The sequence below is a fragment of the Streptomyces sp. NPDC093568 genome (assembly GCF_044764945.1).
Classification (GTDB): Bacteria; Actinomycetota; Actinomycetes; order Streptomycetales; family Streptomycetaceae; genus Streptomyces.
In genome coordinates this window covers 1548454-1562930 of the sequence record NZ_JBIWJD010000001.1, presented here as the reverse complement: position 1 = coordinate 1562930, position 14477 = coordinate 1548454, and the positions used below count along the sequence as shown (strand labels likewise).

The window sequence follows — 14477 nt, the reverse complement described above, 5'->3', positions numbered from 1 at the left end:
GACCGGTGGGGAGATACGACCGGTTCAGCGGTCGGTGGGTCGTCCGATCTCGCTGTCGATGAAGGCGATGAGGTCCTCGGGGCTCGCGGCGCCGATGCGCTCGCGCACGTCGTCGTTCGCGCCCTGCCGTTCGCCGCCGTCGTCGGTGATCCGGGCGAGCAGGGCCCGCAGCCGGGCGGCGGTGCCGGTCCGGGCTGCCGGGTCCAGGCCGTCCCCGGCGAGCGCGCCGGCCAGGGCTGCGTCCAGGCGGTCGAGTTCGGTGTGCAGGGCGCCGGCCGCCGGTGCGCGGCCCCGGCCGAGCCGCTCGGCGAGATGGTCGGCGACGGCCTGCGGGGTCGGGTGGTCGAAGACGAGGGTGGCGGGCATGCGCAGCCCGGTGACGGCGGCGAGCCGGTTGCGCAGCTCCACGGAGGTCAGGGAGTCGAAGCCGAGCCGGGAGAACTCCTCCCCGGCACCGATCCGTTCGGGGGTGTCGTGGCCGAGCACGCTCGCGGCCTCGGCGCGCACCAGGTCGGTGAGGTGCCGGGTGCGTTCCTGCGGGCGCAGTCCGTCGAGGCGGGCGGTGAGTTCGGCGGCGCGGTTGCGGCCGGCGGCGGTACGGCGCCCGCCGATCAGTCCCCGCAGGACGGGCGGCACGGGTCCGGGGAAGGGCAGCGCGGCGCCGGCGCGGGCGGCGGTGCGCATCAGGACCGGGCGTGCGTCGTCGCGGGCGGTGGCGGCGTCGAACAGGGCGAGGCCCAGTTCGGGTTCGAGGGGCGGGGTGCCGGAGCGGTTCATGCGCCGGATGTGGTCCTCGCCGAGCCCGCCGGTCATGCCGGAGGCGTGCGCCCAGGGGCCCCAGGCCAGCGAGTGGCCGGGGCGTCCGGTGGCCGCGCGGTGCTGGGCGAGGGCGTCGAGGAAGGCGTTGGCGGCGGCGTAGTTGGCCTGGCCGGGGCTGCCGACGACACCGGCGGTGGAGGAGTACGTGACGAACGCGTCGAGGTCGAGGTCGAGGGTGGCCCGGTGCAGATGCCAGGCCGCGTCGGCCTTGGGCCGCAGCACGGCGTCGAAGCGGTCCGGGCTCTGGGCGTCCAGGACACCGTCGTCGAGGAGACCGGCGGTGTGGACGACGGCGGTGAGGGGGTGCTCGGCGGGCACGCCGGCGACGAGCGCGGCCACGTCGTCCGGGTCGCCGACGTCGGCGGCCGCCAGGGTGACCCGGGCGCCCAGCCCCTCGAGTTCGGCGCGCAGCTCCGCCGCTCCCGGGGCGTCGGGGCCGCGGCGGCCGGCGAGCAGCAGGTGCCGTATGCCGTGGGTGGTGACCAGGTGCCGGGCGAGGATGCGGGCCAGGCCGCCGGTGCCGCCGGTGATCAGGACGGTGCCGTCGGCGCGCCAGCGCGCCGGGCCGGCCTCGGGTGTGGTGGACGCGTCGGGCACGCGGGCGAGCCGCGCCACGCGCACCCGTCCGTCGCGCACCATGAACTGCTCCTCGTCCGTGTCCGGCAGGGCGGGCAGCACGGCCGTGGAGGTCGTGCCGCCGTCGACGTCGACGAGAAGGAACCGGCCGGGGTGCTCCATCTGCGCGGACCGCACCAGGCCCCAGACCGCCGCGGCGGCCGGGTCGGTGACCTCCGCGCCGTGCGGTGCGACCGCGCCCCGGGTGACGAACACCATGCGGGTGCGGGCGAACCGGTCCTCGGCGAGGAACTCCTGCATCAGCGTCAGCGCGCGGTGCGTCAGCTCGTGGACCGCTCCGACGGTGTCGTCGAGGCGGCCCGTGAGCGGGACGGCGATCGTCCGCACCTGCGCGTCGTCACCTTCTCGCAGTTCGGCTAGGGACTTCACTGGTACTCCGGGCGCGTCCGGGCCGACGGCGGGGTCGGTGTCGCCGAGGACGTTCCAGTGGGCGTCGGCGGCGGCGGCCGGGACGGGGCGCTCCTCCCAGTCCAGGTGGAACAGGGAGGTGCGCAGGTCGGGTCCGGCGGCGGGGGCGTCGGCCCGGCGCTCCGCGGGGCGCAGGGCGACGGTTCGGGCGGTGAGCACGGGTGCGCCGGAGGGGTCGGCGGCGACGAGGTCGCGGGTGTCGCCGCTGCCGGTCAGGCGGATCCGCAGCTCGGTGGCCGACACGGCGTGCAGGGACACCTGGCCCCAGCGGACGGGGAGCAGCCGCTCGGGTTCCGTCTGCTCGGTCCCGGTGACGAGGTGCGCGGCGTGAGTTGCGGCGTCGAGGAGTACGGGGTGCAGTCCGAACCCGGCGTGTTCGCCGGTCTCCTTGGGCAGGGCGACCTCGGCGTACAGGTGGTCGCCGTGCCGCCATGCTGCGCGCAGGGCGCGGGCGGCGGGGCCGTGCTCGACACCGGCGGCGGCGAGCCGGTCGTACAGGTCGTCCACGGCGAGTTCGGTGGCCTCGGGCGGGGGCCACTGGCCCGCGGCGAACCGGGTGAGGTCGGGTGTCGGGGCGGGTGCCCCGGGGGCGAGCCGGCCGCGGGCGTGCTCGGTCCAGGGGGCGTCCGGTTCGTGCGCGGGCCGGGCGTGGCACCACAGGGGCCGGCCGCCGTCGTCGTCGGCGGGGGCGCCGATGCGGAGCTGGAGCTGGAGGGCGCCCTGCGCGGGCACGGTCACCGGCTCGGTGAGGGTGAGGTCGGTGATGTGCGGGGCGTCGACACGGTCGCCCGCGCGGACGGCGGCCTCCACGAGGGCGGCGCCGGGCAGCCGGACCGCGCCGTCCACGGCACTGCCGTCGAGCCACGGGTGCAGGGTGCGCGAGAGGGTGCCGGTGAGCACCAGCTCCCCCGCCCCGGCGACCGGGAGTGCGGCACCGAGCAGGGGGTGATCGGTGGCAGCGAGCCCCAGTCCCGTGGCATCCGCCGAGCGCAGGGACGCGGTGGGCCACAGCCGGCGCCGCTGGAAGGGATAGGTCGGCAGGCCGGGCAGGCGGCGGGCGCCCGTGCCGGTGTACAGGGCGGTCCAGTCGACGGTGACGCCCTCGACGTGCAGGGCGGCGAGCGCGCTCACCGCCGACGCCTCCTCGGGGCGGTCGCGGCGCAGCAGCGGGACGGCGACGGCGGCCTCGGGGGCGAGGTCGGCGACGAGGGAGGTGAGGCCGCCGTCCGGGCCGATCTCGAGGAACGCGTCGGCGCCCTGGGCCGCGAGGGTGCCGACGGCGTCGGCGAAGCGGACCGTCTCGCGCAGGTGCCGTACCCAGTACTCGGGCGAGGCGAGGTCGTCGCCGGCCGACGCCCCGGTGACCGCGGAGACGAACGGGACGGCGGGCCGGTGGTGGGTCAGGGTGGCGGCGACGGACCGGAACTCGGCGAGTATCGGGTCCATCAGCGGGGAGTGGAAGGCGTGGGACACCTCCAGCGGGCGGGTGCGGCGGTCGCCGAGCCGGGCGAGGACGGCCTCGACGGCGGACTCGGTACCGGACAGCACCAGCGCCGAGGGGCCGTTGACGGCACCGACGGACACCTGGCCGGTGAGGAGGGGCCGTACCTCGTCCTCGGTCGCGGCGACGGCCACCATGACGCCACCGGACGGCAGTTCGCCCATCAGGCGGGCGCGGGCGGTGACCAGGGCGCAGGCGTCGTCCAGGGTCAGGATGCCCGCGACATGGGCGGCGGCGATCTCGCCGACCGAGTGCCCGGTGACGTACCGCGGTGTGACGCCCAGGGAGGTGACGAGGCGGTACTGGGCGACCTGGAGGGCGAACAGGGCGGGCTGCGCGTTCTCGGTGCGGCGCAGCTCCTCGGGGTCGTCGCCCCAGACGATGTCCCGCAGGCCGGGCGGGAGATGGGTGAGCGTCTCGTCGAAGGCGTCGGCGAAGACCGGGAAGCGGTCGTACAACTGGCGGCCCATGCCCGGCCGTTGGGTGCCCTGCCCGGAGAACACCAGGGCCGGGGTGCGCTCGGCTGCGGTGCCCTTGACGGTCTCGCCGTCGGGAAGGAGCAGCGCGCGGTGGGTGAAGTGCGTACGGGCGGCGAGGGAGCGGCCGACGTCGCGCGGGTCGTGGTCGCGCGCCCAGTCGGTGAGCGCGGCGAGGTGGGCGTCCAGCGCCTCTTCGGTACGGGCGGACACCGGCCAGGGGGTGACGGCGGGGGTCAGCGCGGCGGGCTCCGGCCGCGTCTCGGGTGCGCCCTCCAGGATCACGTGCGCGTTGGTGCCGCTGATCCCGAACGCGGAGACGGCGATGCGCGGCGGCCGGCCCGTCTCGGGCCACTCGGTGGTGTCCTGGAGCAGGGACAGCGCACCGGAGGACCAGTCGATACGGCTGGAGGGCGTGTCGGCGTGCACGGTGCGCGGCAGCCTGCCGTGCCGCAGCGCGAGCACGGATTTGATGACGCCGGCGACTCCGGCGGCGGCCTGGGTGTGGCCGATGTTGGTCTTCACCGACCCGAGCAGCAGCGGCCGTTCGCGGCCCTGGCCGTAGGTGGCGAGCAGCGCCTGGGCCTCGATCGGGTCGCCGAGCCGGGTCCCGGTGCCGTGCGCCTCGACGGCGTCCACGTCGGCCGGGGTGAGCCGGGCACCGGCGAGGGCCTGGCGGATGACGCGCTGCTGGGAGGGGCCGTTGGGGGCGCTGAGCCCGTTGGAGGCGCCGTCCTGGTTGACCGCCGATCCCCGCAGCACGGCGAGGACCTCGTGCCCCTTGCGCACGGCGTCCGACAGGCGCTCCACGACCAGCATGCCGATGCCCTCGGACCACACGGTGCCGTCGGCGTCGTCGGAGAACGCCTTGCACTGTCCGTCCTCGGCGAGGCCGCCCTGGATGCTGAAGCCGACGAAGCTGACCGAGGTGGTCATCAGGGTGACGCCGCCGGCCAGGGCGAGTTCGCACTCGCCGCCGCGCAGTGCCTGGGCGGCGAGGTGCAGGGAGACGAGGGAGGAGGAGCAGGCCGTGTCCACGGTCATGGCCGGGCCCTCCAGGCCGAACACGTACGCCAGCCGGCCGGAGATCACGCTGGCGGCGAGCCCGGTGCCGAGGTGGCCGCCGATGTCCTCGCGGGCGCGGGTGGCGAGATGGACGTAGTCCTGGCCGTTGGTGCCGACGAAGACGCCGGTGCGGGTGCCGCGCAGGGCGTCGGGGTCGAGTCCGGCGCGTTCGAACGCCTCCCACGAGGTCTCGAGCAGGAGCCGCTGCTGCGGGTCCATCGCGAGTGCCTCGCGGGGGCTGATGCCGAAGAAGGCGGGGTCGAAGTCGGCGGCGTCGTAGAGGAATCCACCGCGGGTGGTGGCGCTGCTGCCGGGGCCGGTGCCGTGCAGGGTGTCGAGGTCCCAGCCGCGGTCGTCCGGGAACGGGCCGGTGCCGTCGCGGCCGGCGAGCATCAGCTCCCAGAACTCCTCGGGGGTGCTGACGCCGCCGGGAAAGCGGCAGGCCATGCCGACGATCGCCAGCGGCTCGTCCTGGGCCGGGCGCACGGCCGGCTCGGCGGGCCGGCCGGCGGCGCCGTCGTCGTCGAGCAGTTCGGCCAGCAGGTGGGCGGCGAGCCGGCGCGGGCTCGGGTAGTCGTAGACCAGGGTGGCGGGCAGCTGGAGTCCGGTGCCGGCGGACAGGCGCCTGCCGAGTTCCACGGCGGTGAGCGAGTCCATGCCCAGCCGGCCGAACTCGTGGTCGGGGTCGATCTCGTCGCGGTCGCGGTGGCCGAGCACGACGGCCGTCTCGGCGCGCACCAGCCCCAGGAGGTGCCGTTTGCGCTCCTCCGGGCCGAGGGCGGCGAGCCCGTCGAGGGCGGCGGGAGTGGCGGGTTCGGTGCTGGTTTCGGGTGCGGTGAGGGGGCCGCCGTCGGGCCAGTACCGTTGCCGCTGGAAGGGGTAGGTGGGCAGTTGGACACGGCGGGCCCCGGTGCCGGCGCCGAGGGCGCGCCAGTCGACGGGGACGCCGGCGGTGTGCAGGGTGGCGAGCGCGCCGATCACGGTCTCCACCTCGCCCCGGTCGCGGCGCAACATCGGGGCGGCGACGGTGTCGCGCGGGCCGCCGGAGAGGATGAGGCCGCTGAGCACGCCTGCCGGGCCGGCCTCCAGGAAGGCCCCGGCGCCGGCGGTGCGCAGGGCGTCCACCGCGTCGGCGAACCGCACGGTCTCCCGGGCGTGCCGCACCCAGTACTCGGCCGAGCACAGCTCCTGCGGTGCGGCGACGCGGCCGGTGAGTGCCGACGCCACGGTGATGCGGGGCGTGCGGAACTCCAGTGCGGCGAGGGCCCGTCGGAAGTCGTCCAGCATCGGCTCCATGAGCGGGGAGTGGAAGGCGTGGCTCACGGCGAGGCGGGTGTGCCGTCGCTCGCCGAGGGCCGCCACGACGGCGGTGACCTCGTCCTCGGTGCCGGAGACGACGACGGCGGCGGGGCCGTTGACGGCTGCCAGGGACACGCCGTCGGTGAGCAGCGGCCGTATCTCGTCCTCGGTCGCCTCGACCGCGACCATGACACCGCCGGCCGGCAGCCCGGCCATCAGCCGTCCTCGGGCGGCCACCAGCGCGCAGGCCTCGGCGAGGGACAGGACTCCCGCCACATGGGCGGCGGCCACCTCGCCGACCGAGTGCCCGGTGACGTGGGCCGTGGTGACGCCCCACGACTCCAGCAGCCGGAACAGCGCGACCTCCACGGCGAACACGGCGCACTGCGCGAGGTCGGTGCGGTTCAGCAGCGCCTCGTCCGTGCCCCACATCGCGTCCCGTACGGCCGTGTCGAAGTGGCCGAGGACGTCGTCGAGAGCGGCTGCGAACTCGGGGAAACGCGCGTGCAGTTCGCGGCCCATGCCGAGGCGCTGGCTGCCCTGGCCGGGGAAGACGACCGCGAGGGGGCGGTCGGCGGCCAGGCCGCGGGCGAGTTCGGTGGTGCCGTCGGGGTGCAGGACGGCCCGGTGTTCGAGCGCGGCGCGACCGGCCAGGGTCCAGGCCACGTCACGGGCGTCGAGCCCTTCGGCGGCCGACCGGATCCGCTCGATCTGCGCGTCGAGGGCGGCCTCGGTGCGGGCGGAGACGACCCACGGCAGCGGCGCGTCGGCCGGGGCGCGGTCCGGCTGCGCCGCGGCGGGCGGCTGTTCGAGCAGGACGTGTGCGTTGGTGCCGCTGATGCCGAACGAGGACACCCCGGCCCGGCGGGGCCGTCCGGTGTCCGGCCAGGGGAGGTTCTCGGTGAGCAGCCGTACGGCCCCGCTCGACCAGTCGACGTGCCGGGACGGCGGGTCGGCGTGCAGGGTGCGCGGCAGGACGCCGTGCCGCATCGCCATCACGGTCTTGATGAGTCCGGCGGCGCCGGCGGCGGCCTGGGTGTGACCGAGGTTGGACTTCACGGAGCCGAGCAGCAGCGGCCGTTCACGGTCCTGGCCGTAGGTGGCGAGCAGGGCATGGGCCTCGATCGGGTCGCCCAGTGAGGTGCCGGTGCCGTGCGCCTCGACGGCGTCCACGTCGGCCGGGGTGAGCCGGGCACCGGCGAGGGCCTGGCGGATGACCTGCTGCTGGGCGGGGCCGTTGGGCGCGGTGAGTCCGTTGGAGGCGCCGTCCTGGTTGACCGCCGAACCCCGCACCACGGCGAGGACCTCGTGCCCGTTGCGCACGGCGTCCGACAGCCGCTCGACGACGAGGACGGCGACGCCCTCGGACCAGCCGGTCCCGTCGGCGCCGTCACCGAAGGCCTTGCAGCGGCCGTCCGTGGCGAGCCCGCCCATCCGGGAGAACCCGGCGAACCCCACCGGCGTGGACATCACGGTCACCGCTCCGACGAGGGCGAGCCCGCACTCGCCGCCGCGCAGCGCCTGCCCGGCGAGGTGCAGGGCGACGAGGGAGGAGGAGCAGGCGGTGTCGACGGTCAGGGCCGGGCCCTGAAGGCCGAAGACGTAGGCCAGCCTGCCGGACGCGACGCTCGTGTTGAGGCCGGTGGTGGCGTGGGCCTCGACGTCCACGGAGGACTGCATGACGAGGGTGCCGTAGTCCTGGCCGCTGAGGCCGACGAAGACTCCGGTGCGGCTGCCGCGCAGGCTGTGCGGGTCGAGGTCGGCCCGTTCCAGGGCCTCCCAGGCGGTCTCCAGGAGCAGCCTTTGCTGCGGGTCGGTCGCGACGGCCTCGCGCGGGGAGATCTCGAAGAACGCGGCGTCGAACCGGCTCGCGCCGCGCAGGAATCCGCCGGCCACACCGTCGGCCGAGGCGACGCCGGTGTGCTTCTCCCAGCCCCGGTCGTCGGGCATGCCGGAGATGGCGTCGCCGCCGCCCGCCACGAACTCCCACAGCTCCTCCGGGGAGCTGATGCCGCCGGGGTAGCGGCAGGCCATGCCGACGATGGCCAGGGGCTCGTCCGCGGCGGCGGTGCTCGGCGCCGGGGCGGCACCGACGACACCTTCCTCGACGAGTTCGCCGAGCAGGTGGCCGGCCAGGCGGCGCGGGGTGGGGTAGTCGAAGACGAGCGTGGCGGGCAGTTGGAGGCCGGTGGCGCCGGCCAGCCGGTTGCGCAGTTCGATCGCGGTGAGCGAGTCCACGCCGAGCCTGCGGAACTCGTGGTCGGCGTCGACGGCCTCGCTGGTGCCGTGGCCGAGCACGCCGGCGGCCTCGGCGCGGACCAGTTCGACGAGGTGGCGGCGCCGCTCGTCGGCGGGCAGCGCGGTGAGCCGGTCGACGAGCGCGCCGCGCGTGACGGTCGCGCCGCCCGCGGTGCGCCGTCCGGGCCGGACCAGGCCGCGCAGCAGCGCGGGCACGGGGAGGCCCGGGGGCAGGGGTGCCCCGCCGACGGGCAGCGGCGCGAGGGCGGCCGCGTCGGTGGCGAGCGCTGCGTCGAAGAGGGCCAGTCCCTGTTCGGCGGTGAGCGGCGGCAGCCCGAGGGCGGAGATGCGCCGCTGGTCGCGGTCGGCCAGCGCAGCGGTCATGCCGCCGCCGTCCTGCGCCCAGCCGGGCCAGCGCAGCGCCAGCGCGGGCAGCCCGTGGGCCCTGCGGTGCTCGGCGAGCGCGTCGAGGAAGGCGTTGGCCGCGGCGTAGTTGGCCTGGCCGGGGCTGCCCATCAGGCCGGCGGTGGAGGAGTAGAGCACGAACGCGGACAGGTCCAGGTCGCGGGTCTGCTCGTGCAGGTGCCAGGCCGCGTCGGCCTTGGGGCGCAGCACGGTGTCGAGCCGGTCCGGGGTGAGGGTGTCCAGTACGCCGTCGTCGAGGACGCCGGCCGTGTGGACGACGGCCGTCAGCGGGTGCGCGGCGGGCACGGTGTCCAGCAGGGCGCGTACGGCGCCCGGCTCGGTGAGGTCGCAGGCCACGACCGTCACCTCGGCTCCGTGCTCCGTGAGTTCCGCGCACAGTTCGCGGGCGCCGGGCGCGTCGGGTCCGCGGCGGCCGGCGAGCAGCAGACGCCGTGTGCCGTGGTGGGTGACGAGGTGGCGGGCGAGGAGGCTGCCGAGGCCGCCGGTGCCACCGGTGATCAGGACCGTGCCGTCCGGATCCGGGGCGGGCGGCAGGGTGAGCGCGAGTTTGCCGGTGTGCCGGGCGAGGCTCATGAAGCGGAACGCCTCGGCCGCCCGCCGCACGTCCCAGGTCCGCACCGGCAGGGGGCGCAGGGCGCCGTCGGCGAACAGTGCGGTGAGTGCCGTGAGCATCCGCCGGATGCCGTCGGGCTCGACCCAGCCCAGGTCGAACGGCTCGTAGCGAATGCCGTCGGGGAGGGAGCCGGCCTCGCGGAGGTCGGTCTTGCCCATCTCCAGGAACCGGCCGCCCGGTCCGAGCAGCCGCAGCGAGGCGTCGACGAATTCGCCGGACAGCGCGTTGAGGACGACGTCGAGGCCCCCCTGCCCCGCTGTCGCCGCGAACCGGTCGGCGAAGCCGGTGTCGCGCGAGGAGGCGATGTGGTCGTCCGCCACGCCGAGTTCGCGCAGCACGGGCCACTTCGGCTCACTGGCGGTGGCGAACACCTCCGCGCCGAGATGCCGGGCGAGCTGGATCGCCGCCATGCCGACGCCACCGGCGCCCGCGTGCACGAGCACCTTCTCGCCGGGGCGCAGTGCGGCGAGGTCGACGAGGGCGCGGTAGGCGGTGAGGAACACCAGCGGCACCGAACCGGCCGTCTCCCAGGACCAGTCGGCGGGGACGGCCGTCAACTGCCGTTCGTCGACGACGACGTCGGGTGCGAAGCCTCCGGCGACCATGCCCATGACCCGGTCGCCCGGCCGCCACAGCCCGGCCTCGGGACCCGTCTCCACGACCACGCCGGCCGCCTCGGAACCCAGGAGGCCGGCCTCGCCGGGGTACATGCCGAGCGCGCTGAGCACGTCCCGGAAGTTGATGCCCGCCGCCCGGACGGCGACCCGCACCTGACGACCCGTCAACTGAGCGTGTTCGCGGGGCGCTAGCGCGAGCCCGTCCAGGCTTCCCCGCTCGGTCACGTCCAGCCGCCAGGACCCGCTGGCGGGCGGGACGAGCGCGGCACCGCTCCCGCGCGCGAGCCGTGCGACCCGCAGCTCCCCGGCGCGCAGGACGGCCTGCGGTTCGTCGGCGTCGAACAGGGCGGGCAGGGCGGGCAGCAGCGCGGCGGACTCCTCGTCTGTGTCCACCAGCAGCAGCCGGCCCGGGTTCTCGGCCTGCGCGGACCGGACGAGCCCCCACACGGCGGCGGCGCCCAGGTCCGTCACGTCCTCGGCGTCGGTCGCGGGGACGGCGCCCCGCGTCACCAGCAGCAGGCGCGAGCGGCGGAACCGGTCGTCGGCGAGGAACTCCCGCAGCAGGTCGAGGACTTGACCGGTGGCGGCGCGGGCCGCCTCGACGCCCTCGCCGGGCCCGGTGACGGACACGACGAGATGGCGCGGCGCCCGCTCGTCCGGCAGGGCCGCCGGCGCCGGGACCTGTACGGCGCCGTCCAGGTGGGCGGCGAGCCCGAACGGGTCCTCGCCGACGAGGGCCCAGCCGCCCGGCGCCGGGTCGGACACCTCGCGGGCCTCCCAGTCCAGACGGAACAGCGATCCGGCCGGGTCGGGCAGGGCCGGGGCGGAGGAGTCCGGGGCGGCACGCAGGGTGAGGCCGGCGACCGAGACGACGGGCGCTCCGAGGGCGTCGGCGGCGTCGACCACGACGGTGTCCGCTCCGGTGCGCCGCAGCCGGGCCCGCAGCAGTCCGGCGCCCGAGGCGTGCAGGGTCACATCACGCCACTCGAACGGCAGGAGGCGTTCGGCGTCGTGGTCCAGGGCCGCCGCGTGCAGGACGGAGTCCAGCAGGCCGGGGTGGACTCCGTAGGCGTCCGTGTCGCGGACCGAGGCGTTCAGGGCGATCTCAGCGAACAGTTCCTCGCCGCGCCGCCACAGGGCGCGCAGCCCGCGGAAGGCGGGGCCGTACACCAGGCCGGCGGCGGCGTAGCGGTCGTAGCGCTCCGTGATGTCGACGGGCTGTGCGTCGCGCGGCGGCCACTCGACGGCGTCGAAGGGGGCGGGCTCGGCGGCGTCGGGGGCGAGCGATCCGGTGGCGTGCGGCGTCCAAGGGGCATCGGGCCGGTCGGCGGGGCGGGCGTGGAAGGTCAGCTCGCGGCGGCCGGTCCCGTCGGGTCCGCCGACCTTCAGCTGCACCTGTACGGCGCCCTCCTCGGGCAGCACGAGCGGCACCGCGAGGGTCAGTTCGGCGACCCGGGAGCAGCCGACGTGGTCCCCGGCGCGGACGGCCAGCTCCAGGAAGCCGGTGCCCGGGAAGAAGATCATGCCGCCGACGCGGTGGTCGGCCAGCCAGGGCTGTACGGCGGTGGAGAGCACGCCGGTGAGCAGGAGGTCGTCGGAGCCGGCGACGACCATCGCGGCGCCGAGCAGCGGGTGTCCGACCGCTTCGAGTCCCGCGCCGGACACTTCCAGGGCCCGGGCGCCGCCGGCCGGCCAGTACCGCTCGCGCTGGAACGCGTACGTCGGCAGGTCCACGCGGCGGGCGCCGGTACCGGCGAAGAACGCGGCCCAGTCGACGCTCACGCCGTGCACGTGCAGCGCCGCGAGGCCGGTGACGAGCGCGCTCTCCTCGCCCCGGTCCCGGCGCAACAGGGGCTGCACGACGGCCCGTTCGGGCAGGCAGGCGCGGGCGGCGGCGGACAGGACGGCGTCCGGGCCGACCTCCAGGAAGGCCGTCGCCCCGGCTTCGGCGAGGGCGCCGACGCCGTCGGCGAAGCGCACGGTCTCGCGGACGTGCCGCACCCAGTACTCCGCCGAGCACAGCTCGGCCGGCTCGGCGATCCGGCCGGTCAGCCCCGACACCACGGCGAGCTGCGGGGCGTTCCAGGTCAGCCCCGCGGCGACCCGGCGGAAGTCGTCGAGGACCGGGTCCATCAGCGGCGAGTGGAAGGCGTGGCTCACCGCGAGCCGGGTCCGCCGCCGCTCCCCCAGCGCCGCCAGCACCCGCTCCACCTCCTCCTCGGAGCCCGAGAGCACCAGGGAACGCGGCCCGTTGACCGCGGCCACCGCCACGCCGGCCGTCAGCAGCGGCCGTACCTCGTCCTCGCCCGCCTCGACGGCGACCATCACGCCGCCCTCCGGGAGGGCCGCCATCAGCCGGCCCCGCGCCTCCACCAGCGCGCACGCGTCCGCGAGGGACAGCACGCCCGCGGCGTGCGCGGCGGCGATCTCCCCGACCGAGTGCCCGGCGACGAACTCGGCGCGCACGCCCCAGGACTCCAGCAGCCGGTACAGCGCGACCTCTACGGCGAACAGCGCGGCCTGCGTGTGGTCCGTGCGGTCGAGCAGCGCGGAGTCCGTGCCCCACATCGCCGCCCGCGGTCCGGACTCGAAGCAGGCCAGCACCTCGTCCAGGGCGGCGGCGAACACCGGGAACCGGTCGTGCAGTTCACGGCCCATCCCGAGCCGCTGGCTGCCCTGGCCGGAGAACAGCAGGGCGAGCTTGGGCCGGCCCGTGAGGCGTCCGTGGAGCGTGCCGGGGCCGGTGGGGCCGGCGGTGAAGGGGGCGCTGTCGTCCGCGTCGGCGACCACGGCCGTGCGGTGGTCGAGGGCGGCGCGGGTGACGGCCAGGGAGTAGGCGACGTCGAGGGGACGCGGGCCGGCGTCGGCCAGATGGTCGCGCAGCCGCTGCGCCTGGTCGCGCAGGGCGGCCGGGGTGGCGGCGGACAGCAGCCAGGGCAGCGCGCCCGGCGTGCGTTCGGGTGCCGTCGGCGCGGGTGCGGCGGCGGGCGGGGCCTGTTCGAGGATGACGTGGGTGTTGGTGCCGGTCACGCCGAAGGAGGAGACGCCGGCGCGGCGCGGCCGGCCGGTGTCGGGCCAGGGCCGGTCGGTGGCGAGGACCTCGACCGCGCCGGACGTCCAGTCGACGAGGCGGGTGGGGGTGTCGGCGTGCAGGGTGCGCGGGGCGACGCCGTGCCGGATCGCCATGACGGTCTTGATGACGCCGGCGACACCGGAGGCGGCCTGGGCGTGGCCGAAGTTGGACTTCACCGAGCCGAGCAGCAGGGGCCGTTCGCGGTCCTGGCCGTAGGTGGCGAGCAGGCTCTGGGCCTCGATGGGGTCGCCGAGCGGGGTGCCGGTGCCATGTGCCTCGACGACGTCGATGTCGGCGGGGGTGAGGCGGGCGGCGGCGAGCGCGGCGCGGATGACCCGCTGCTGGGAGGGGCCGTTCGGGGCGGTGAAGCCGTTGGAGGCGCCGTCCTGGTTGACGGCGGAGCCCCGCACGACCGCGAGGACCTCGTGCCCGAGGCGTTCGGCGTCGGAGAGCCGCTCCAGCAGCAGCACTCCGGCGCCCTCGGCCCAGCCGGTGCCGTCGGCGCCGTCGCCGAAGGCCTTGCAGCGGCCGTCGCGGGCCAGTCCGCCCTGCCGGCTGAACTCGACGAGCGGTCCCGGCGTCGCCATCACGTTGACGCCGCCGGCCAGGGCCAGGCCGCTCTCGCCGGCGCGCAGCGACTGGCAGGCCAGGTGCAGGGCGACCAGGGACGAGGAGCAGGCCGTGTCGACGGTGAGCGCGGGCCCCTCCAGGCCGAGGGTGTAGGAGAGCCGCCCCGACAGGGCGCCCGCCCCGATGCCGCTGCCGATCTCGCCGTCGGCATCGGCCAGGGAGCGCAGCACGAGATGGGCGTAGTCCTGGCCGTTGGTGCCCATGAACACGCCGGTGCGGCTGTCGCGCAACAGCGTGGCGTCGAGACCGCCGCGTTCGATCGCCTCCCAGGTGATCTCCAGCAGCAGCCGCTGCTGGGGGTCCATGCGCTGTGCCTCGCGCGGGGAGATGCCGAAGAAGGCGGCGTCGAAGTCGGCGACGCCGTCGAGGAAGCCGCCACGGGTGCTGAGTTCGTGGCCGTGCTCGTCGACGCCGGCGGTGCGCAGCGCGGTGAGGTCCCAGCCGCGGTCGGCGGGCAGCGCGGCCACGGCGTCGGTGCCGTCGGCGACGAGCCGCCACAGGTCCTCGGCGCTGCGCACGCCGCCGGGGTAGCGGCAGCCGATGCCGATGACGGCGACGGGTTCCGCGGCGGCGGCGACCAGCTGCCGGTTCTTCCTGCGCAGGCGGTCGACGTCCTTCATGGCGGCCCGCAGGGCGTGGACGACCTGCTCGCTGGGCGTCGTGGTCATGGCTGGCT

The 14477-nt window shown here is 76.3% G+C and carries 1 protein-coding gene; it reads right to left on the bottom strand.

The window, feature by feature from the left end:
* Positions 1-24 precede the first annotated feature (24 nt).
* Entirely contained in the window at positions 25-14469 is a 14445-nt protein-coding gene (locus tag ACIRD7_RS06415) for an SDR family NAD(P)-dependent oxidoreductase (protein ID WP_403450473.1), read from the bottom strand.
* Positions 14470-14477 lie beyond the last annotated feature (8 nt).

Coding starts and splice junctions, on each gene's coding strand:
- ACIRD7_RS06415 (WP_403450473.1), bottom strand. CDS start 14,469: ATGACCACGACGCCCAGCGAGCAGGTCGTCCACGCCCTGCGGGCCGCC.